Here is a 21830-nt window from a genome sequence, read left to right on the forward strand (position 1 = left end):
GATTACGACCAGTCCGCGTGGAAGCTGCCCGGCTTGTCGATGCGCTCAAAGGTGTGCGCGCCAAAATAGTCACGCTGTGCCTGCAGCAGGTTGGCGGGCAGGTGTTCCGCGCGATAGCTGTCGTAATACGCGATGGCGGAGGCAAAGCAGGGCACCGGCACACCGGCATTCACCGCCGCGGATACCACTTCGCGTAACGCACCTTGGTATTGCGCGGCGATGTCGCGGAAATACGGATCGAGCAGCAGGTTTTTCAGCTGTGCGTCGCGCGCATAGGCATCGGTGATCTTCTGCAGGAAGCGGGCACGGATGATGCAGCCGGCGCGGAAGATGCGCGCGATGGTGCCGTAGGGCAGGTTCCACTGGTACTCATCGGACGCTGCGCGCAACTGCGCGAAGCCCTGCGCGTAGGAAACGATCTTGCTGAAGTACAGCGCTCGGCGCACGGCTTCAATGAAGGCCGTACGGTCGCCAGTGAACGTGGTGGTCGCGGGGCCAGGCAGGATGCGGCTGGCAGCGACGCGTTCATCCTTGAGCGACGAGAGCAAGCGCGCGAACACCGACTCGGTGATCAGCGGCAGCGGCACGCCAAGGTCCAGCGCACTCTGGCTGGTCCATTTGCCGGTGCCTTTCTGTGCCGCGCGGTCGAGCACCATGTCGACCAGTGCGTTGCCGCTGTCGTCGTCCTTCTTGGTGAAGATATCCGCGGTGATCGCAATGAGGTAGCTATCCAGCTCGCCCTTGTTCCACTCGCCATAGACCTGGGCCAACTCGTCGTTGGAAAGGCCCAGTACGTTGCGCAATACCGAGTAGCTCTCGGCGATCAGCTGCATGTCGCCGTACTCGATGCCGTTGTGCACCATCTTCACGTAATGGCCCGCGCCGTTGGGGCCCATGTAAGCCACGCAAGGTTCGCCGTCGGGTGCGCGCGCCGCGATCTCAGTGAGGATGGGCGCCACCAGGTCGTACGCATCACGCGGACCACCCGGCATGATCGAAGGGCCATGCAGCGCACCTTCCTCGCCGCCGGAAACACCGGTACCGATGAAATGCAGGCCGGCCGCACTCATTTCGCTCTCGCGGCGAATGGTGTCCTTGAAGAACGTGTTGCCGCCGTCGATGACGATATCACCCTTGTCCAGCAGCGGCTTGAGCTGCGCCAGCGTGGCATCGGTGGGGTCTCCCGCTTTCACCATCAGCAGGATGCGGCGCGGCTTTTCCAGCGAGTCGACGAACTCCTGCAGCGAATACGCCGGTATCAACCGCTTGCCAGGGTTCTCGGCGATGACCTCGTCGGTGCGCTCGCGACTGCGGTTGTAGATGGACACGGCATGTCCGCGACTTTCTATGTTGAGGGCCAGGTTGCTGCCCATCACCGCCATGCCCACTACACCGATCGCCTGCTTCGTCATGTTATCGCTCCTGACTAGGGATGGCTCTAGATATGGGGAGGACAACCCGGGGCGCAAGTGCACTTTGCTCGTCATTCCAGCTTGACCAGCCCGTCGGCTGTTGAAGAGCACCTCGCCAGGATGACGAGCAAGATCTTGTGGCTAGTGAGCTTGTATCGCCTGAGCCGTTGCGGGCCTCGGCGTAAAACGCACCGATATCAAAGCCACACGATCACCCACGCGCACGTAGCGCTGCGGGCCAGTAACTGAGGTTTCGCCAAACTCCAGCTTCTGGTTATCCAGCGTCAGCACGGCTAGCGGGGAAGCCAGCCCGATCTTTGCGGGGTCGAAATCGCTGGCCGGACGCCAGCTCAGCACGTCGGCGGCGGCGGTGTCGGCTAACCCGCCCAGGCGGCCGTCATCGGTGCGAACAGGTGTGCCGTCGGTGCGCCACCAGTGACCGTCCCGCTTGGCGTAATGCTCAACCGGGCCCTTGCCGATACCCAGCGCCACTTCGGTGATGGTGGATGGCTCTACGTGCAGCAAGGTACCGGGAGCTTCCGCGCTGTCGCGTTGCCATTGCCAGGCGGCGCCCGCGACCAACGCAACAGCGCCACCGATCAACCATAGCCGCTGACGGGTGGCCCGCTTCATGCGCGACGCCGACGCCACGTGATCCAGCCACACAGACTCAGCAACAGCAGCGGCAGCACCACCAGGAAGCCCAGCGTCACCGTGCTCAGCTGCGCCTGCGAGATCTGCAGCACGCGGTCCGGTGCGCCGCGCGGCGGCAGTTGCACCAGCGCATCGTCGCCCAGGAGCCAGTCGAAGATGCGTTCACCCAGTGCGCGATTGCCGCCGTTGCCCACAAAGGTGTTGGAGAGGAAATCACCGTCGCCGACCATCACCACGCGCTGCTCGGCCTTGTCCGGGCTGGGCGACAGGCGACTCAGCGCGAAGCCGAAGTCCAGCGGGCCCTTCAGTTCACCCGCGCTGGCGTCGTATTGGACGGTGGAGCTTTCCGCGTTGTCGATCGGCTTGAACTCGGTCCAGCTCTGCGCGCTGGAGCGCAGGAAGGGCGCCACCTGCCAGTCGGTGCGCGCGGCCAACGCCAGCGCGGATACCTGCGGAAACAGCGTAGTCAGCGTGAAGCCACGAGTGATTGCATGCTGGGGATAATCGCCCAGCGCGAGCATGCGCGGATCCTTGAGGCCCAGTGCCGCGCCCTGGCCATCGACCAACACGCCTGGCAACACACGCACGCCCAGCGCATCGGCGAGCGGTTGCAAGTGCAGGTCATCGTTGCTCGGTTCGCTAAGCCACAACAGGTTGCCACCGTTGGCAACGTAGTCGCTCAGCGCCTTCACCGCGCCCTCGGGCAGGGCGAGTTCCGGACTTGCCAGCACCACCAGGTCGGTGTGCTGCGGCACGGCGGTAGCCTGCGCGAAGTTCAGCGGCACGGCACGCATGCCGCGGCCTTCCAGTTGCGCCATGAAGGTGCCGAGGTCCGCGTTGCCCTTGTCGTCGGGGCGACGCTCGCCGTCGCCTGACACGAACGCCACGATGCGTTCGCCGCCGCGCGCCAGGCGTTCCAGCGCATTGGTGAGGCTGCGTTCGGACAGTTCATCCAATCGCTGTTCGTGGCCCTGGTAGTGAAGGATCAGCGCGCCGTCGACCGTGATACCCAGCTCGCGCATGGCCGCCGGATCCTGCTGTGGATCGACGAAACGCAAGGTGAGATCAGGCTTCACGCGCTGGTAGCGCTGCACGAAGCCAGCGATCGTGTGGCGAAGATCGCTTTGCGGATTCGCATAGCTGACGATCTCCACCGGGCCATGCAGTGCCGCCAGCACGGCGCGACTTTCCGCCGACAGGCTGGCGCGGCCGCCGAAGGTCCAGTCGGCCACATGCTCATAGCGCGTGGTGAGGTAGCCGATGGCACCAGCACCCAACAACAGTGCGAACGCAAATAGCCATCCATTCAAATGCCGGAATAAGCGCGCCATCAGCCACGCTCCCGTTCGGCGGCAAGTCGTTGCGTGGCGAGCGCCAGCGCCACCACGATCACCAGCAGGAACCAGGCGACGTCGGCGGTGGAGACTAGGCCGCGCAGCATGGTTTCCAGGTGTCCGCTCAGTGCCAGCCAGTTGAACACACCGCTGGTCGCACCGGCTTTCTGCACGGCGATGTTCATACCCGCCAGCACGAGGCCGAGCGTGAGTGCGATGCTGGCGGCAATGGAAGCGTGCGAAGCATAGGCCGAGCAAGCCACTCCGATGGCGGCCAGCGCAGCCAGCGTCAGCAGCATGCCCAGCGATGCAGAGGCGAGTTTGCCCCAGTCCAGCGTGATGCCGTGGGCGAGACTCAGCGGCATGGCCAGCGCGAGCACCAGCCACAACACCAGCCACAGCATCAGCGCGAGGTATTTGCCCAGCACGATGCGCGAGGCAGGAAGGCCCGCCGAGAACCACAACGGCAACGTGCCATTGCTGCGCTCACCGGCCAGCGTGGACATGGTCAGCAGCGGGACGATCACCAACGCCAATTCCGCCACACCGAACGGCAGGATGCCGCCCGTGAGGATGCTGCTGAGCATCGGCACGCCTACCAGATCGGTGTAGCCCGGCCCGCCAGGCAGCGCCGCGAGCTTGATCTGACCAGCAAGAAAGCCACCCAGCAGCAACACGAAGCGCCACGCCAGCTGCGCCAGCGTCAGCGCCGCAAGTACCCAGGCCAGTGGACGGACAAACAATCGGCGCAGCTCCAGCCGTGTCACGGCGAGCACACTCATGCAGCCTGCATCCTGTTGTCGCTCCCGTTGCCGCGCATGGCGATGTCGAAAAAGGTTTGCTCCAGTGTCTTGTGATCATCGCTGGCGAGGGGCGCGTCGTAGCGCAGCTGCCCCTCATGCAGGATGGCCACGCGATCGCACGCGGCCGTTACTTCGGCCAGCAGGTGCGTGGAGAGAATGATGGCGGTGCCTTCCGCCGCCTGCTCACGGATCACCGCACGCAGCGCCGCCACCTGCACCGGATCAAGCGCGTTGGCCGGCTCGTCCAGCACCAGCAGCGAAGGCCGGTGCAGCAGCGCGCAGGCCAACCCCAGTCGCTGGCGCTGGCCTTGCGACAGCACACCGGCCAGGCGACGCACCAGCGTGCCCAGCTCCAGCCGTTCGACGATCCTCTGGCGGGCCTGCGTCAACGCGGCGCCGTGCAGGCCACGCAGGCGGCCGTGTGCGTCCAGGTGTTCGCCTACGGTCAGTTCTGGCCACAACGGGGCACGTTCCGGCAGCCAGCCGATGACGCGCTGCGCCAGTTCCGGACGCTCGATGAAGTCTTCGCCGTTCAGCTTGATGCTGCCGCTGTCGGGCACCAGGGCCCCGGCAATCATCGCCAGCGTGGTGGATTTGCCGGCACCGTTGACGCCCAGCAAACCCAGCACCTGACCCGCGTCCAGCCGCAGGCTGAGACTGGATACGGCAGGGCGTCCCGCTCGGTGGCGGGTGATGTGATCCAGTTCCAGTACGACGATAGGCGCGCTCATTGCATGATTGTCACGGCGCCCCCATTTCCACACAACGGGGTGGGGGCGTCATTTGCGTGACACAGCACATTAACTTCGTTGCGCCCAAGGGGTGCGACAATTACTTGCGCTGTCCATGCTGGCGGGTACGGAAACCTCTCCTTTAGACTGTAATTTCATATACCTGGGTGTTTCCCGATGCTCGACGCAGTTCTCAATTTCTTGTCCAACGGCCTGACGCATGCCGGCTGGCTCAGCATGACGATCTACATGCTGATCATGACCCAGCTCACCATCTTCACGGTGACGCTGTACCTGCATCGCTGCCAGACCCACCGTGGCGTCGACCTGCATTGGTCGATCTCTCACTTCTTCCGCTTTTGGGGCTGGCTCACCACGGGCATGGTCACCAAGGAATGGGTGGCGGTGCACCGTAAGCACCACGCCAAGGTCGAGACCGAGGAAGATCCGCACAGCCCGCAGATCTACGGCATCAAGAAGGTGTTCTGGGACGGCGTGTCGCTGTACCGCGACGCCAGCGAAGTGAAGGAAGACCTCGAGAAGTACGGCCGCGGTACGCCGGACGACTGGATCGAGCGCAAGCTCTACAGCGCGCATCCGTATTGGGGTCCGACGCTGATGCTGTTTATCAGCGTCGCGCTGTTCGGCGTAATCGGTGCCGCGCTGTGGGCGCTGCAGATGATCTGGATCCCGTTCTGGGCTGCCGGCTTCGTCAATGGCATCGGCCACTGGTGGGGCTACCGCAACTTTGAAAGTGCGGACACCGCGACCAACCTGATCCCGTGGGGCTTCTGGATCGGTGGCGAAGAGCTGCACAACAATCACCACGCTTTCCCGAGCTCGGCCAAGTTCGCCCTGCGCAAGTGGGAGTTCGACATTGGCTGGGCAGCGATCTGCGCCCTGCGCGCGGTCGGTCTGGCCAAGGTGCTGCGCGTGGCGCCGGCGCTTGATGTCCGCCCGAACGTGCACTTGCCGGATGCCGAGACCCTGAAGGGCGTGCTGACGCATCGTTTTGCCGCGATGACCGACTACTACCGCAACGTGATCATGCCGACGCTTCGCGACGAAGCACAGCATGCTGGCGAGAGCATCAAGTCGGTGCCGCGTCGCATGCGTCGCGCACTGGCCGATGGTGGTCGCTGGCTCGACAACGAAGGTCGTGACCGCATGCAGGCCGTTCTGGCCAAGCGCCCGACGCTCAATACCGTGTGCGATTTCCGCAATCGCCTTGCGGCCCTGATGGAGCAGCGTGGTGCTGACCAGGCGCTCAAGGGCCTGCAGCAGTGGATTGCCGAAGCCGAGCAGAGCGGTATCCGCGCGCTGCAGGAGTTCGCCGCGCGCTTGAAGAGCTACTCGGTCGCTAATGCCTGATTGGGCGTTGACGCTGAGATGAAGAAAAGCCCGCCGTAAGGCGGGCTTTTTCTTTGTGGGAGTGCAGCCAGTGCGCGACGGGTTCTTGCCTCAGGGTTGAGTGTTTTCGCAAGGGTGCCGCCTACGCGGCGGGCGTTTCGATCGCCTGCCGGCGCTCGAGTCACTTTTCTTTTGCTGGCCCAAAAGAAAAGTAACCCAAAGAAAATGGCCTTAAAGGCTTTCAGCGAGATGGGGGATAGAAGCCCTGTCGATCTTGGCTAGCCGACTACGTTGCGTGCTACCTCAGGGGTGGCCGCTACACCGCGAGGCGCCGTGGCGCAGAGGGGGGCGCAGCGAACTGCGGCATACAGGCTTTGCAGTTCGAGGCAGGCAAATAGCGAACGGCTCTGCCTAGGCGGTGCGGCTACACCGCGGGGCGGCGATGTATTGAGGACTTAAAGCAGCGCGACGCTCCGTGCTTGGCTCCCTTTCCCCTTTGGGGAGAGGGCTGGGGTGAGGGGTCAATCATGCGACACGGTGGTGTAGCGCGTTCGCCCATCGCCCATCCCATAGACGTTTCAGTTAACAGACATCCCCCACGCCTTAAGCCCTCAATGCATCGACGCCCCGCGGTGTAGCCGCTCGCCGTAGGCAGCGCACAACCAAGCCGGCTGCAGGAACCCCCAAGGCCTGTAGGTCACGCACCGCTGCACCTCCTCTGCGCCACGGCGCCTCGCGGTGTAGCGGCAGTCACTGAGGTAGCACGTAACGCAGCCGGCTGGCAGAGACCTCCAGCGCTCGTATCTACCATCTCGCTAAGAGCCTGTCAGGCCATTTCTTTGGGTTACTTTTCTTTGGGCCAACAAAGAAAAGTGACTCGGTCGCCGGCAGGCGATCGAAACGCCCGCTGCGCAGGCGGCACGCTGGCGAAAACGCCCAAGCCTGAGGCAAGAACCAGTCAGGCACTGGGCGTGCTCCCGCAAACGGCAAGCACTCTGCCAAGAAACGCCGGCCACACTGGCGGCGCCAACAAAAAACCCGCCTTGCGGCGGGTTTTTCGTGGAAGCAGCAAACCCCTGAGGGCTTACTTGATCTTGCCTTCCTTATAGATCACATGCTTGCGAACAACCGGATCGTACTTCTTGAACTCGAACTTTTCCGGCGTGTTCTTCTTGTTCTTCTGCGTGGTGTAGAAGTGGCCGGTGCCGGCCGAAGAGATCAGGCGGATCTTATCTTGCTTGCTGTTAGCCATGGCTCAATCCTCAGATCTTTTCGCCGCGGGCGCGCAGGTCGGCGAGCACGGCTTCGATGCCGTTCTTGTCGATCGTGCGCAGGGCGTGGTTGGAAACGCGCAGCTTCACCCAGCGGTTCTCGCTCGGGACCCAGAAGCGGCGCTCATGCAGGTTCGGCAACCAGCGGCGACGGGTCTTGTTGTTAGCGTGCGAGACGTTGTTACCAGTCTGCACACCCTTTCCGGTGACTTGGCAAATACGGGCCATGATGACCTCCTGTAAAGCGCCCAAGGGCGCGTTTGCCACCCGTTAGCCAGGGCGGCATCGGCCCAGCGGCGACTGGCGCCACGCGATGCTGGTGGATGGTGCTTTCGGGTCTGCCGTGAGGTCCGCATCGCGTGGCGGACCTGCCCGATGGATCGGGTCGGCGTGGTCGAGCCGGCGATTCTCTCAGAAAAACAGGGTCGTGCGCAATATTTGCCCACTTCGGGGGCGTTGGCGCATGGCAGCCCGCAGGGATGTATGGAACAATCCTACTCTTTGCGTTTTCACGCACCGGACACTTTGAAGAGGAATACCCCATGGCAGATGTCGCCGCCAACGGCCAGGCCGGTCAGCCGCAGCTGGTGCTGCAGAAGATCTATGTGAAGGACGTGTCCTACGAGGCACCCAACGCCCCGCAGATCTTCCAGGAAGTCGGCGAAACCGATATGCAGCCGCAGGTACAACTGAACCTGGGCCAGAAGTCGGTGGACATGGGCAACGACCTCTTTGAGGTGGTGCTCAGCCTCACCCTGACCTGCACGCTGGGCGAGCGCACGGCTTACCTGGCCGAAGTGCACCAGGCCGGTGTGTTCGGCATTGCCGGTTTCGCCGAGGAAGACCTGGCGGGCATCCTCAGCAGCTACTGCCCGAACCTGCTGTTCCCCTACGCGCGCCAGATTCTGTCTTCGCTGGTGCTGGAGGGTGGTTTCCCGCCGTTCCTGCTGCAGCCGATCAATTTCGACGCGCTGTATGCCGAACAGCAGCGCCGCATCCTTACCGGCAGCGCCGCCCCGACGCTCAACAGCTGATCCAAGAAGAGCCTGCTCATGGTTGAGCGTCCAACACTGGCCGTCCTGGGTGCCGGTTCGTGGGGTACCGCGCTGGCGGCCCTCGCTGCCCGCAACCAGGTGCCAACCCGTTTGTGGGGGCGTGATGCCTCCGCGCTGAAAGCGATGGCCGAGGGCCGTCGCAACCTGCGCTACCTGCCGGATGTCGAGCTGCCGTCCGAGCTGGCGTACCAGCCCGACCTGGCTGCCGCCCTGCGCGGCGCGCAGGTGGTGCTGATCGTCGTACCCAGCCACGCATTTGCCTCCATCCTGGAGGAGATCCAGCCGTGGCTGGAGCCCGACGTCCGTATTGCCTGGGCGACCAAGGGCTTCGAGCCCGGTACCGGCCGTTTCCTGCATGAACTGGTGGCCGAGCGCTTCCCGGGACGTCCGGCAGCGGTGGTCACGGGCCCGTCGTTTGCGCGCGAAGTGGCGGCTGGCTTGCCCAGTGCCGTCACGGTGCATTCGGATGACGACGCCTTTGCGCATGAAATGGCCCTGTTGCTGCACGCGCCGAATTTCCGCGCGTATTCCGGCAGTGATGTGCTGGGCGCGGAGCTGGGTGGCGCCATGAAGAACGTGCTGGCAGTCGCCACTGGCGTTGCCGATGGCATGAGCCTGGGTCTCAATGCCCGCGCCGGCCTGATCACCCGTGGCATGAACGAGATGCTGCGACTGGGCGTGGCCCTTGGCGCCCGTCCCGAGACGCTGATGGGTCTCGCTGGCCTGGGTGACCTGGTCCTCACCTGCACCGGCGACCTGTCGCGCAATCGTCGCCTGGGCCTGGCGCTGGGTCGCGGGCAGGCCATCGACGACGCTGTGCGCGAGATTGGTCAGGTGGTGGAAAGCGTGCTTACCGCCGATGAGGTGGTACGCCTGGCCACCAAACATGATCTGGACCTGCCGATCAGCAGCGGCGTGCGCGCCGTGCTGCATGGTGAGGTCACGCCGGCCGAAGGGCTCAAGATGCTGATGAGCCGCGAACAGAAGCCGGAATATCCCAAGGGCCTGTTCACATCCGCGCCGTAGTTTGCGGCAGATGCTCTTGCTTTAAGCCATTTCGATGGCGCTATCTCTCTGCTTCGACGTCCGGTACGAAAAAACCGGGCGTTGAGACGCGCACGCACGCAAGAGCCTTGCTAAGCTGAATCTTTTGGTCGCCCCTGCGGACCGAATGCGCATGCAGTCACCGGACGATAAACGGCAGGACCGTCTGACCCAGCAACGCAGCGATAGCGGCGAAGACCCGCTGCCTGGCGTCTGGCGGAAGCTGCTGGCTTCACCCACGGCGGGCGTGCCGCGCGAACGCGGCGTGCTGGGCTTCTTCCTTGAGGTCATGCCGGAGGAAGGAGTGCCGTCCGCGCACCTGGACGTAGCCCCGGTTCTGCTGACCGTGGCCGAGCAGGGCCGTTTCGTGCGCCCGACGCCACTGGACAGCAAGCATCTGGCGCAACACCCGCTTGAGCCGCACGAGCAGCGCCTTGCCGCCACGGTGCTCGGATTGCCGCAGAGTCTGCGCAAGAGCCGCAGCTATGCGCGCCTGTCCGGCCATGTCGGCGACGCGTTGCTGGCCGAGATCCTCGACACCTCGCCGTGTTTCCTCGGTGGCTTGGCTGGTCTGCGCCTGTCGCGTGGCAAGTCGCATCAGCTCAACTGGCAATGGCATCTGGAACAGGATGGCAGCCAGCGCTTGCTGCCCTCGATGCCGACCAACCATCGCCTGCTGCGTATCGATGCCCTGTGGTATCTCGACGCCGAGCGCGCCGAGCTTGGCCATCTGGAAGCACCGCTGGAAGAAACGCAGTGGCTCGACCTGCCGCCGCTGAAGCACGAATACAGCCAGACGCTGCGCAACGCGCTGCCAAGCAGCCGCCTTTCGCATCGCCTGCCATTGCCGCAGGTGCTGGGCGAGATGCGCCATGCCGCGCTGGTGCCCAAGCCGGTGCTGACCCTGCATGCGCTGACACGTCACGCCCGCCTCGCCGCCGGTACGCCGCCACTGGCGTATGCGCGGCTGGCCTTCGACTACGCAGGCGAGCGCCTGCCGGGCCGTGGCGGCGAGCCGCTGGTGCGGCGCGTGCGCAATGGTCATCTGGTGGAAATCACCCGCCGTCGCGCCGAAGAACTCTCCGCGATGGAGCAGTTGGAACACGCCGGCCTCACGCCGGGCGTGGACACCGAGGGCCTGCCCTGGGATCTGGCCGACACGCTGCCCGAAGACGCCTGGCTGTTCCCCGGCAAGGGTTACGCCGGTGCGCTGGAAGTGAACACGCCTGCACGCTGGCTGGCGCTTCGGCCCAAGCTGGAGGTCGAAGGTTTCGTGCTCGACTACGCGCCCAGCTTCCCGTTCGAGGTGCTGGAAGGGCCTGTGCGCTGGTACGGCAATGCGGTGGAAGACACCGACGACCACGCCTTCGATCTGGAAATCGGCATCGAGGTGGAAGGCAAGCGCCACAACTTGCTACCCGCGGTGGCGCAGGCGCTGGCCGAGCATCAGTTGAACCTCAGCCCCGCGCCGAACGAACCGGAAGACGCCGTGTGGTACGCGCCAGTGGACGAGCGCCGCCGCGTGCCGGTACGCCTGAAGGAATTGCGCGGCCTGCTGGCACCGCTGGCCGAGTATCTCGAGCGCCCGCGCAAGGCGTTGCACTTGCCACGCGTGCAAGCCGGCCGTCTGGAAGAACTGGTCGAAGCGCTACCCAGTGGTGGTCAACTGGAAGCGCCCGAGGCCTTGCGTGGCTTCACTGCACGTCTGCGCGACGCCGCCGAGCGCGCCAGCGATGCGGTGCCGGAAGGTCTCACCGTCGAGTTGCGTCCGTATCAGCGCGAGGGCCTGCGCTGGCTCAACGCGCTGGCCGAGGCGGGTGTGGGCGGCGTGCTTGCCGACGACATGGGCCTGGGCAAAACGCTGCAGCTCATCACACACCTGCTGTCACTCAAGCAGAGCGGTGCGCTCACCGAGCCGGCGCTGGTGGTGGTGCCTACCAGCCTGATTCCCAATTGGCAGGCGGAAGTTGCGCGCTTTGCGCCGGACCTACGCGTGCTGGCACTGCATGGCCCGCAGCGCGGTGGTGATTTTTCGCAGCTGGGTGCGCAGGACATCGTGCTGACCAGCTACGCCTTGTTGCCGCGTGACGTGGTCACACTGCGCAAGCAGCCATTCGCGCTGATCGTGCTGGACGAGGCGCAGCAGGTGAAGAACCCGCGCACGCAGGCGCGCCGCGCCGTGCTGAGCCTGCGCGCGCCGCGTTGCATCTGCCTCACTGGCACGCCACTGGAAAATCATCTGGGCGAATTGTGGTCGCAGGTCGATCTCTCTGTGCCCGGCCTGCTCGGCGACGAGGGCGCGTTCCGTCGCCACTATCGCGTGCCGATCGAGCGTCATCGCGAAACGGAATGTCAGGATCGCCTCAACCGTCGTCTCGCGCCCTTCATCCTGCGCCGTACCAAGGCGCAGGTGGCCTCCGAGCTACCGCCCAAGACCGAGATCACGCGTCGCGTCGTGCTGGAAGGCAAGCAGCGCGAGCTGTACGAAAGCCTGCGCCTGTCGCTGGCGGACGAACTGCGCGAAGTGATCGCTCAGCGCGGCATCTCGCATAGCGGCATCGTAGTGCTCGACGCGCTGCTCAAGCTTCGACAGGTCTGCTGCGATCCGCGCCTGGTGAAACTGGAAGCCGCGCGTGGTGTGCGCGATTCGGCCAAGTTCGAATTGCTGATGGACATGCTGCCGGCACTGCTGGCGGAAGGTCGCAAGGTGCTGCTGTTCTCGCAGTTCACGGAGATGCTCAAGCTGATCGCACATGAGCTGGATCGCCGCCGCATCCGCTACGTCACGCTCACTGGCGAAACGCGCGATCGTGCCGAGCCGGTACGTCAATTCCAGGAAGGCGAGGTGCCGCTGTTCCTGTTGTCGCTGAAAGCCGGTGGCGTGGGCCTCAACCTCACCGCGGCCGACACCGTGATCCACTACGACCCGTGGTGGAATCCCGCAGCGGAAGCGCAGGCCTCCGATCGTGCGCATCGCATCGGGCAGGACAAGCCGGTGTTCGTGTTCCGCCTGATCACCGGCGGCACGGTGGAAGAGCGCATCGAGGAACTGAAAGCGCGCAAGGCGGAACTCGCCGAGGCTGTGCTGGAAGGCGGCGGCACGCGCGAGAGGCTCAGTTTCGATCAGTCGGATCTGGATGCGTTGCTGGCGCCGGGTTGACCGATCCTTTCGCCCTCTCCCCTTTGGGGAGAGGGCTGGGGTGAGGGGTCAATCTTGCGATCGCGCGAGTACGAGACACTTCCTCTGTAGCCTTCCCGCGAGCACCCGCCCCTCACCTCAATCCTCTCCCCGGAGGGGAGAGGAAGTAACGGCATCAAAGAGCAGGCCTCGTGCGCAGCAGCGCATCCACCGCTTGCTGCCATTGCGGTGAACCTGGCTGCGATTGCGGCGCTTCCTGTCCCAGCTTGTGTTGCACTGCGCGGTTCCATTCGTCCGAGCCGCGGTCAGGGCCGTGGCCGTCGTCGGTGACGTGCAGGCGTTCATCCACCCAGACATACCACTCGGCGGAACCCAGCTGGGCGTTGTCAGGCGCTGTCTGCTCGGCTTGCGGCTTGGGCGGCTTTTGTTCCGGCGGTGGCGAGGAAGGCGAGCACGCGGTGAGCAGGATGAGCGCAAGCATGGCGAAATATCGGCGCATGGCGTCCTCCGGTCGGCGAATCAGACTCCGAGACTAACCGCAGCGGTGCGCGCGGCGATGAATCGCGCCTGACGTCAGCTCCGCGCGACCACTTCGTCGATGTGCTTGAGCAGGTCAGCGGGGTCTTCATAGACGCGGAAAGCGCCGGCATCTTCCAGCTCTTCCTGGCCGTAGCCGCCGGAAAGCAGGCCAATGCCCAGTGCGCGTGCGCGCTGCGCGGCCAGCATGTCCCAGATGCTGTCGCCAATCACCAGGCTGTAATGGATGTCCATGCCCAGGCGCTGCGCCGCGGTGATGAACAGGTCGGGATCGGGTTTGGCGTGGCGCACCTGGTCGCGCGTTACCACCGGCACCTTGGACGGATCGACGCCCAATGCTTCGAGATTGTGCGCAGCAGTAGTCATGCGCCCGCTGGTGGCGATGGCCCAGGGAATCTCTGCCTCGGTGAGGAAAGCGAGCAGCTCGCGTGCGCCGGGCAGTGGACGCACCGATCCCTGCGTGGCCTGGCGGTTGTATGCCTCCGCGTGCCAGGTGCGCAGCCGCATCAGGCGTTCCTCGGTGATCTCCAGGCCGGTTTCGCGCAGCAGGATATTGGCGAACAGCCCGCCGCTCATGCCGATCTTGCGGTGGACGCGCCACACCGACAGTTCCACGCCTTCGCGATCCAGTGCTTCCTTCCACGCCAGCACGTGCTGGTAGACGCTGTCGACGAGCGTGCCGTCGAGATCGAACAGGAAGGCCGTATCACTGCGGGCCATGGCAAGTCTCCGTCGAAGATGCCATCCATCGGGAAATGGATGGCCAAATGCGTGCGTACTGTTACTGCCCCGGCACCAGCGGCTTGCCGGCATCGAGCACGGCGAGCGCGGCGGCGCCGAGCAGGCCCGGGTCCGGATGCATCATGGCCACCGTGGGCACCTGCTCCATCGTTTCGCGAAAGCGCCCCTTGGCTTCGAAGCGTTCGCGGAAGCCGCCATGCTTCAGCCACGGCAGCAGGATCGGCAGCATGCCGCCAGTGAGGTAGACGCCGTCCCAGCCACCCAGGCTGAGCACGAGATCGCCTGCCACGCTGCCAAAGATGCCCGCGAGCGTTTCCACCGTGCGCACGCACAGCGGATCACTGCCGGCTTCGGCGCGTGAGGTGATGTCTTCGGGCGTGTATTCCTCGGCCGGCTGGCCGGCGATGTCGGCGAGGGCGAGGTACAGGTTCACCAAGCCGTTGCCGCAGATCATGCGTTCGTTCGAGACGCGGCCGAAGCGCGCGTTGACGCGATGCAAAATTTCCACATCTTCCGCCGTGTGGGCCGCGAAGCCGGCATGGCCGCCTTCGGTTTCCAGCACGATCCAGCGACCTTCGCGGCGCATCAGGCCGGCAACGCCCAGGCCCGTGCCTGGTCCCACCACCACGAACGTCTGCGTATCGCGCACGCCCAGCGTCGGCATCGACGTCGGGCCAACCGATGACAGCTGGTCGTGTGTGTGCAGTGGCACCGCCATCGCCTGCGCAGCGAAGTCATTCACCAGGTGCACCCACTCCATGCCCAGCTCGGCCTGCAGTGCATGAGCGGCTACCTGCCAGGGATTGTTGGTGACCTTGACCGTTTCGCCCTCGCTGATGCGACCAGCGGCAGCAATGATGGCGCGCGATGCGGTTTCGCCGGTTTCCAGAAAGTACTGGCGGATCGCATCGGCGATCGAGGCGTAATCCTTGACGCGGTAACGCCGCACACTGTCGTCCAGCAACGGCGACGCACGGCCCGGGTCGGCCAGCGCGAATCGCACATTGGTGCCGCCGAGGTCAGCAAGCAGGGTCGGGGCGGCACGGGCTGGCGTTCTCATGGACGGTCCTGGCTTGGGGAGACAATAAGCCTGACGCCCTTGAGCTTTTTCGTCCAGTAGTGCAGTGCAACGTAGCGCTGGCGTGATTCCATGCGGCAGCGAATGGTTCTGTGTTTGCGCGCAGGGAATTCCTTCGCTCGCGATGCGGGCGCGTCCCGTCGGCCCGTGTGGCAAAGAGGGTGCGCCCGGCATCCGGGTGCGCTCATGGAGCGCACCCGGATCGGGTCGGGTTTGATCAGGCTACGCCGAGATAGAACGACGGCGCCGCGCCGAAGCCCGCTTTCACCTGTCGCGATGTCTCGTCGGCGAGAACTTCCAGTTCGCCCTTGCCGAGCGCATCGAATGTGCGGCTCGCAATATCGCCGGGACTCGACTTGGGGGCGTCGACGTGGCTGACCATGTCGGTGTCGATGTAGCCGGCGTGCACCGCAAGCACCTGCGTGCCCTGCGCGTGAAGCTCGTTGCGCAGGCCGTTGGTCAGTGCCCAGGCGGCCGCTTTGGTCACGGAATACGCACCGGTGGTGCCCAGACTCGCCCAGCTGAGTGCGGACAGCATGTTGATCAGTGCGCCACCGCCGTTCGCCTTCAGCACCGGTGCGAAGGCCTGGCTCACGGCATGGATGCCGTGAAGATTGGTTTCCAGCAGACGACGCAGCGATGCGCCACCATCTTTCGTGTCCAGCAGCAACGTGGAAGACGTAACGCCCGCGTTGTTGATGACGATATCGACGTCGGCGCAGATGATGGCTGCCGCGGCGACGTCGTCGGGATTGGTAACGTCCAGCTTGACCGGAATGACGCCGGGCAAGGACACCGTGGATGGGTCGCGGGCGCCGGCATAGACCTTGCGCGCGCCAGCGTCGAGCAGCGCCTTGGCGAAGGCGAGGCCGAGGCCGCGGTTGGCGCCGGTGACGAGGGCGATGGAACCTTGGATTTTCATGAAGGCTTGCTTCCGATATTCGGGAAAGGAGGGGGGAGACAGCACCGCCATTTTATATGACGGTCATAATACGATATGATCGGCCGGGTGGATTTCAATAGCTGGCGTGATGCCGGCAGGAAGCGATTGCATGCGCTACGACAAAGGTCACAAGGAAGCCACGCGGCAGCGGATCATCGAGACGGCTGCGACCCGCTTTCGCGGAGAAGGCATCGCCGCCGTGGGTGTGGCTAACCTCATGGGCGATATCGGCCTGACGCAGGGTGGCTTCTATAACCACTTCGACTCCAAGGACGATCTTGCTCGCGAAGCGATCGCGAAAGGCTGGCAGGGCACCTACGAGCGGTTGGCGGATGCGCTGCACGATCCCAAGCACGGTGGCCTGGAAGGGCTGATCAACCGCTATCTGAGTCCAGCGCATCGCCAGAACGCCGCGGAAGGCTGCGTGGCAGCAGCATTGGCCCCCGAGATAGCGCGTGGTCCCTCGGCTGTGCGCGCCGAGTTTGGTCTTGGTGCCGAGCGCCTGTTTTCGCTCATTGCCGATGCATTGCCCAAGACCATCAAGCCCAAGCAGCGCAGGGCAACCGCCATGGCGCTGTTCTCGACCCTGCTCGGCACACTCGCACTCGCCCGCGCGGTGGGCGACGTGGATGTTTCGGACGACATCCTCGCCGCGGGTCGCAAGACCGCGCTCGCCCTGGTTGCGTCCACGGACTGATCCCGCGCGTCTTCAGCCGCGCGCTTTCGCGACTTGCATCCACCATGAGCCGCTGACGGCGGCGCGTTAGCGCGCGTCGCTCGAGCCACTCGCTATTGCCATCACGCCGTCGTCACAAAAAGTCACTTGCATCACGCTAGTCTCTCTTTATATGATGATCGTAATTTAAAGAAGGGGCGAGACTCCCGTCATGCAACGCAAGAGTTTTGAGGGCATGCAATGTCCCCTGGCCCGCAGCCTGGAACAGGTTGGCGAGCGATGGAACATGCTTATCCTGCGGGACGCCTTCTACGGCATGACTCGCTTCGACGAATTTCAGAACAGCCTGGGTATTGCGCCGAACATCCTTAGTCGGCGGCTTGCTGATCTGGTCAAGGCAGGCTTGCTGGAGCGCCGCCCTTACAACACAAAGCCCGCCCGCTTCGAATACGTGCTTACCGAACGCGGCCGAGACTTCCGGCCGGTGATGCTGTCGTTGATGGCCTGGGGCAATCGCCATCTCGCGCCCGAGGGGCTGAGCATCCTGCCTGTCGACGAGCAATCGGGTCAGGTGGTCGAGCCAGCGCTGGTCGATCTTCGAACCGGCGAACCCATCACGCGCGAGCGACATCTGCTGCAGGCGGGGCCAGCCGCCAGCGATCGCACTCGTGCGCGCATCGAACTCAGGAACAGGCGCCGCACGCAGGACCGCCATTCCACCCTTTCCGTTTCCCCATCCCCGGAGTCTTCGTCATGAGCAGTATTACCGCCGTCGAGCGTGCGGAGATTCCCGCCGTCTCGGAACCCGCGCCACGCAGCAAGCGAAAGCGCGCTCTCCACATTGCCGCGGGTGCCGCGTTGATCGCAGGTGCCATCTATGGAGGCCACTGGTGGACGGTGAGCCGATTCATCGAAGACACCGATGACGCGTATGTCGGTGGCGATGTCACCGTGATCGGTCCCAAGGTGTCGGGCTATGTCACCGAACTTGCGGTGACCGACAACCAGTTTGTCCGCGCTGGCGACTTGCTACTGAAGATCGACGACCGCGACTATCGCGCCGCCGTCGCCAAGACCGACGGCGCCGTGGCCGCCGAGGAGGCGTTGCTTGCCAATCTCGACGCCACCGAAAAACTGCAGGAGGCGATCATCAGGCAGGCGCAGGCTGGCGTTGCCGCTGCTGATGCGGAAACCAAGCGCTCGCGCGATGACGAAGCACGCTATCGCGAACTTTCCAGCCGATCGGCCGTTTCCATCGAAAGCGCGCAGCGTGCGGATGCAACCTACAAGACCGCCCGGGCCGATTCCGACAAGGCGCAGGCCGGCCTCATCGCCGCCCAGCGCCAGATCGACGTGATCGAGTCGCAGAAGCAGCAGGCGCGTGCCGCACTTGCGCAGGCGAAGGCGGAGCGCGACATCGCGCAACTCAACGAGGGCTACACCGAGCTGCGTGCTCCGGTCGATGGCGTAGTGGGCAATCGCCGTGCCCGCGTCGGCGCCTATGCCGCTGCCGGCACGCAGCTGCTGTCCGTCGTGCCAGCGCATGGCCTGTGGGTGGACGCAAACTTCAAGGAAGACCAACTGGCACGCATGCATGCCGGGCAGCTGGTGGAAATCCGTGCCGATGTGATGCCGGGCAAGGTATTCCACGGGCACCTTTCCAGCCTGGCGCCAGCCACGGGCGCGCAGTTCAGTGTGCTTCCCCCGGAGAACGCCACCGGCAACTTCACCAAGGTCGTGCAGCGCGTACCGGTGCGCGTGGTGCTGGACAAGCAGGATGACGTGCTGGGCGTGCTGCGCCCGGGTCTGTCGGTAGTCGCCAATGTGGATACGCGCGCCGCCGGGCGGTCGAACGCACCATGAGCACCACGGCATCTGCCGTTCCGCTGTACGGGCCGATGGATCCGGCGTCGCTCAGCATGGCGCAGAAAGTATTCGCGTTTGCCAGCATGTGCGTGGGCATGTTCATTGCGCTGCTGGACATCCAGATCGTGTCCGCATCGTTGCGTGACATTGGCGGTGGCCTGTCAGCAGGTACCGATGAAACCGCGTGGGTGCAGACCAGTTACCTGATCGCCGAGATCGTGGTGATCCCGCTGTCGGGCTGGTTGTCGCGCGTGGTTTCCACACGCTGGTTGTTTGCGGCATCCGCGGCGGGCTTCACCATCACCAGCATGCTGTGCGGCATGGCCTGGGACATCAAGAGCATGATCGTGTTCCGCGCGCTGCAGGGTTTTCTCGGCGGCTCGATGATCCCGCTGGTATTCACCACGGCGTTCGTGTTCTTCGGCGGCAAGCAGCGCGTCATTGCCGCTGCCACGATTGGAGCCATCGCATCGTTGGCGCCGACCCTGGGACCAACGCTGGGCGGCTGGATCACCGATCACGCGTCGTGGCAATGGCTTTTCTTCGTCAATCTCGTGCCAGGCATCTTTGTGACGGTCGCGGTGCCGACGCTGGTGAACATCGACTCTCCTGACCTTTCGCTGCTGCGTCGCGCAGACTACCTCGGCATGCTGCTGCTGGCGTTGTTCCTGGGGTGCCTGGAATACACGCTGGAAGAAGGCCCTCGGTGGAACTGGTTCAGTGACAGCACCATCCTCACTACCGCGTGGCTGTCGGGCCTCGGGGGCGTTGGTTTCATTCTGCGCAGCATGACCTATGACCATCCGGTGGTGGACCTGCGCGCGCTCAGCGATCGCAACTTTGCGCTGGGCTGCTTCTTCTCCTTTGTCACCGGCATTGGTCTGTTCGCCACCATCTATCTGACGCCGCTCTTTCTAGGACGTGTGCGTGGCTACAGCGCGCTGGAGATTGGCGAGGCAGTGTTCTCCACCGGCATTTTCCAGATCCTGACCATTCCGATTTACTCGATGCTGGCGCAGCGATTCGATCTGCGCTGGATCATGATGGCCGGGCTGGCGCTGTTCGCTGTGTCGATGTGGGATTTCTCCCCCATTACGCACGACTGGGGCGCGCATGAATTGCTGCTGCCGCAGGCCCTGCGTGGCATGGCCCAGCAGTTGGCGATTCCGCCGACCGTGACCCTGACGCTGGGTGGGCTCGCGCCGTCGCGATTGAAACTGGCTTCGGGCCTGTTCAACCTGATGCGCAACCTCGGTGGCGCCATCGGCATCGCCGTGTGCGCCACCATCCTCAACGACCGCACCAACTTGCATTTCTACCGGATGGCCGAACGCCTCAATACCAACAACGAGGCGATGAATGGCTGGCTGGCGCAGACCACCGGACACCTGGCGGAACTTGGCCAGAACGCGACGGAAGCCGGCAACGCTTCGTTGCACCAGCTCTGGCTGCTGGCGTTTCGCGAGGCGCAGACGCTTTCCTATGCCGACGCCTTCCTCACCATCATGGTCTGCTTTGTGATCGCCACCGCGATGGTGCCGCTGATGCGCAAAGTGGCGCCGCCAGCCGCACCGTCCGCCGATGCGCACTGAATTCCACTCCAGGTTTCATTCTTCCTTTCGTCGGGCTCAACGGCCCAGGACATCACGATGAACACTTCGCTTTCTTCCGGCGACATGACTCGTTCGTCATTGCCGCGTCGTTTCACGCTTCGACTAGCCGCTTTCGTCGCCGCGATGGCGGGCCTGGCAGGCTGCACGGTGGGCCCGGATTATGTTCGACCGGACGTCAAGGCTGGCAATGAATACGCGTACCAGTCGATGCTGGGCGGACGCGATGCCACGCGTCCCGCACCGTCGCTGGACGCCTGGTGGTCGGGGTTCGATGACCCGGAGCTCACTCGCATCATCGGTCGTGTGATGACGCAGAACCTCGACCTCGCCGCCGCGTTGGCACGCGTGGATCAGGCGCGTGCCGCCGCTCGCGAAGCAGGCGCGCAGCTTGCGCCGCAAGGCAGCCTGGACGCTCAGGTGGCGCAGCAACACCAGTCCACAAAAAGCCCGCTCGGCGCGATTGGCAGCACCTTTCCCGGTTACAAGCGCTCGCAGACGCTGGAAAACATCGGTGCAGGAGCCAGCTGGGAACTGGATCTGGCTGGTGGCCTGCATCGCGGAGCAGAAGCGGCGAACGCAGAAGCGGAAGCCGCCGAAGCGGGCCAGGACGGCGTGCGCGTATCGGTGGCGGCTGAGGCGGCCGACAGCTATTTCCAGGTGCGTGGCGCACAGGCGCGCATTCGTCTGGCGCAGGAGCAGGTTGATACCGAAACGAAACTGCTTGATCTGGTGAAGATGCGGCTTGCGGGTGGCCTGGCCACGTCCCGTGAAATCGCGCAGGCGCAGGCGCTGGTGCTGCAGGCGAAGGCGACCTTGCCGCCGCTGCGCATCACCTTGGCGCAGCAGCTCAATCGCCTGGACGTGCTGATGGGCGCCGCACCAGGCACCTACGCCGCCGAGCTGCAGGACAGCCCGCAGACTTTCACCGTACCCGTCATTGGTTCCGAAGGCGGCCCGGATATGTTGCTGCGCCGCCGCCCCGACGTGATCGCGGCAGAGCGAAAGCTCGCTGCTTCCAATGCACGCATCGGCGTGGCCGTTGCCGAGTACTACCCGAAAGTTTCACTGGGCGGCCTGCTCGGTTTTGAGAGCCTGCAGAGTGGCTCGCTGTTTTCATCAGCGGCCTTCCAGCCGCAGGCGGTGCTTGGCCTGCATTGGCGCCTGTTTGATTTCGGTCGAGTCGATGCGGAGGTCGCGCAGGCCAAGGGTGCCAACGCCGAATCACTCGCCCAATATCGGCAGTCCATGCTGCGCGCGACGGAAGATGTGGAAAACGCCATCGTTGCGTTGGCCGAGCTGGAAACCCAGCACCGCGATCTCGAGCAGGAAGTGATCGCACACCAGCAGGCACGCGATGCGGCCCAGGATGCCTACAAGGGTGGCGCAATCAGTCTCATCGAAGTGCTCGACGAGGACCGACAACTGCTGGCTTCGCGCGATCAGCTCGCACGTGTGCACGCCGATGATGCGCGCGCTGCGGTGGCGACCTTCCGCGCCTTGGGCGGTGGATGGTCGGGCAGCGTCGCAGACACCGCTAAGGCATCAGGACCTGCGGTGGCGGAGCGCTGAACGACGAAGCCCGG

The 21830-nt window shown here is 64.4% G+C and carries 20 protein-coding genes; 9 read left to right on the top strand and 11 right to left on the bottom strand.

What is annotated here, in order from left to right; all coding sequences use genetic code 11:
* Positions 1-2 precede the first annotated feature (2 nt).
* The 5 genes from gndA to AC3CBN_RS05930 form a co-directional block, all read right to left on the bottom strand.
* Entirely contained in the window at positions 3-1412 is a 1410-nt protein-coding gene (gene gndA / locus AC3CBN_RS05910) for an NADP-dependent phosphogluconate dehydrogenase (protein ID WP_488635892.1), read from the bottom strand.
* 141 nt (positions 1413-1553) lie between these two features.
* Positions 1554-2045 carry a hypothetical protein gene (locus AC3CBN_RS05915; protein WP_488635893.1) on the bottom strand — a complete coding sequence of 164 codons (492 nt, stop codon included), beginning with the start codon at positions 2043-2045 and terminating at the stop codon, positions 1554-1556.
* Positions 2042-3397 carry a GldG family protein gene (locus tag AC3CBN_RS05920; RefSeq protein WP_488635894.1) on the bottom strand — a complete coding sequence of 452 codons (1356 nt, stop codon included), beginning with the start codon at positions 3395-3397 and terminating at the stop codon, positions 2042-2044. Before AC3CBN_RS05920 ends, AC3CBN_RS05915 begins: the two co-directional genes overlap by 4 nt.
* The gene (locus tag AC3CBN_RS05925) at positions 3397-4182 is read right to left on the bottom strand and encodes an ABC transporter permease (RefSeq protein ID WP_488635895.1); all 786 of its coding nucleotides are present in this window, start codon (positions 4180-4182) and stop codon (positions 3397-3399) included. The genes AC3CBN_RS05920 and AC3CBN_RS05925 overlap by 1 nt, the downstream gene beginning before the upstream one ends.
* Positions 4179-4934 (bottom strand): ABC transporter ATP-binding protein, encoded by a 756-nt coding sequence (locus AC3CBN_RS05930; protein ID WP_488635896.1) that lies wholly within the window; start codon positions 4932-4934, stop codon positions 4179-4181. The genes AC3CBN_RS05925 and AC3CBN_RS05930 overlap by 4 nt, the downstream gene beginning before the upstream one ends.
* 177 nt (positions 4935-5111) lie before the next feature.
* On the opposite strand from AC3CBN_RS05930, the gene AC3CBN_RS05935 reads away from it, so the two are divergent.
* Entirely contained in the window at positions 5112-6305 is a 1194-nt protein-coding gene (locus AC3CBN_RS05935; protein WP_488635897.1) for a DesA family fatty acid desaturase, read from the top strand.
* Between the two features lie 1063 nt (positions 6306-7368).
* On the opposite strand, the gene rpmG is transcribed toward AC3CBN_RS05935, so the two are convergent.
* Together rpmG and rpmB are read right to left on the bottom strand one after the other, a co-directional pair.
* On the bottom strand, positions 7369-7536 hold the full coding sequence (rpmG, locus tag AC3CBN_RS05940) for a 50S ribosomal protein L33 (protein ID WP_008211962.1): 168 nt from the start codon (positions 7534-7536) through the stop codon (positions 7369-7371).
* A gap of 10 nt (positions 7537-7546) precedes the next feature.
* Positions 7547-7783 (bottom strand): 50S ribosomal protein L28, encoded by a 237-nt coding sequence (gene rpmB, locus AC3CBN_RS05945; protein WP_102301867.1) that lies wholly within the window; start codon positions 7781-7783, stop codon positions 7547-7549.
* Positions 7784-8097: 314 nt separating this feature from the next.
* Between rpmB and secB the strand changes: the two genes are divergently transcribed.
* The 3 genes from secB to AC3CBN_RS05960 all read left to right on the top strand — a co-directional run bounded on the left by secB (position 8098) and on the right by AC3CBN_RS05960 (position 12814).
* A complete protein-coding gene (secB, locus tag AC3CBN_RS05950; RefSeq protein ID WP_488635898.1) occupies positions 8098-8589 on the top strand; it encodes a protein-export chaperone SecB in 492 nt (163 codons plus the stop codon).
* Between the two features lie 18 nt (positions 8590-8607).
* The gene (locus AC3CBN_RS05955; protein WP_488635899.1) at positions 8608-9636 is read left to right on the top strand and encodes an NAD(P)H-dependent glycerol-3-phosphate dehydrogenase; all 1029 of its coding nucleotides are present in this window, start codon (positions 8608-8610) and stop codon (positions 9634-9636) included.
* A 151-nt stretch (positions 9637-9787) separates the two neighbouring features.
* On the top strand, positions 9788-12814 hold the full coding sequence (locus AC3CBN_RS05960) for a DEAD/DEAH box helicase (RefSeq protein WP_488635900.1): 3027 nt from the start codon (positions 9788-9790) through the stop codon (positions 12812-12814).
* A gap of 154 nt (positions 12815-12968) precedes the next feature.
* Here AC3CBN_RS05960 and AC3CBN_RS05965 read toward each other — a convergent pair whose 3' ends face one another.
* The 4 genes from AC3CBN_RS05965 to AC3CBN_RS05980 form a co-directional block, all read right to left on the bottom strand.
* Positions 12969-13292 (bottom strand): hypothetical protein, encoded by a 324-nt coding sequence (locus AC3CBN_RS05965; protein ID WP_488635901.1) that lies wholly within the window; start codon positions 13290-13292, stop codon positions 12969-12971.
* Between the two features lie 74 nt (positions 13293-13366).
* Positions 13367-14050 (bottom strand): HAD family hydrolase, encoded by a 684-nt coding sequence (locus AC3CBN_RS05970; protein ID WP_488635902.1) that lies wholly within the window; start codon positions 14048-14050, stop codon positions 13367-13369.
* Positions 14051-14111: 61 nt separating this feature from the next.
* Positions 14112-15131, bottom strand: a complete 1020-nt coding sequence (glk, locus tag AC3CBN_RS05975) for a glucokinase (protein WP_488635903.1) — start codon at positions 15129-15131, stop codon at positions 14112-14114.
* 235 nt (positions 15132-15366) lie between these two features.
* Entirely contained in the window at positions 15367-16071 is a 705-nt protein-coding gene (locus tag AC3CBN_RS05980; RefSeq protein ID WP_488635904.1) for an SDR family oxidoreductase, read from the bottom strand.
* A 130-nt stretch (positions 16072-16201) separates the two neighbouring features.
* Here AC3CBN_RS05980 and AC3CBN_RS05985 point away from each other — a divergent pair, with 130 nt between their 5' ends.
* The 5 genes from AC3CBN_RS05985 (at position 16202) to AC3CBN_RS06005 (ending at position 21816) form a co-directional block, all read left to right on the top strand.
* Positions 16202-16789 (top strand): TetR/AcrR family transcriptional regulator, encoded by a 588-nt coding sequence (locus tag AC3CBN_RS05985; RefSeq protein WP_488635905.1) that lies wholly within the window; start codon positions 16202-16204, stop codon positions 16787-16789.
* A gap of 214 nt (positions 16790-17003) precedes the next feature.
* Entirely contained in the window at positions 17004-17525 is a 522-nt protein-coding gene (locus AC3CBN_RS05990; RefSeq protein WP_488635906.1) for a winged helix-turn-helix transcriptional regulator, read from the top strand.
* Positions 17522-18631, top strand: a complete 1110-nt coding sequence (locus AC3CBN_RS05995) for an HlyD family secretion protein (RefSeq protein ID WP_488635907.1) — start codon at positions 17522-17524, stop codon at positions 18629-18631. The genes AC3CBN_RS05990 and AC3CBN_RS05995 overlap by 4 nt, the downstream gene beginning before the upstream one ends.
* Complete coding sequence (locus AC3CBN_RS06000) at positions 18628-20226, top strand: DHA2 family efflux MFS transporter permease subunit (RefSeq protein ID WP_488635908.1); 1599 nt, start codon at positions 18628-18630, stop codon at positions 20224-20226. The genes AC3CBN_RS05995 and AC3CBN_RS06000 overlap by 4 nt, the downstream gene beginning before the upstream one ends.
* A gap of 57 nt (positions 20227-20283) precedes the next feature.
* Positions 20284-21816, top strand: coding sequence for an efflux transporter outer membrane subunit (locus AC3CBN_RS06005; protein WP_488635909.1), 1533 nt, complete (start codon positions 20284-20286; stop codon positions 21814-21816).
* Positions 21817-21830: the final 14 nt, after the last annotated feature.

The sequence above is a fragment of the Dyella sp. OK584 genome (assembly GCF_057787755.1).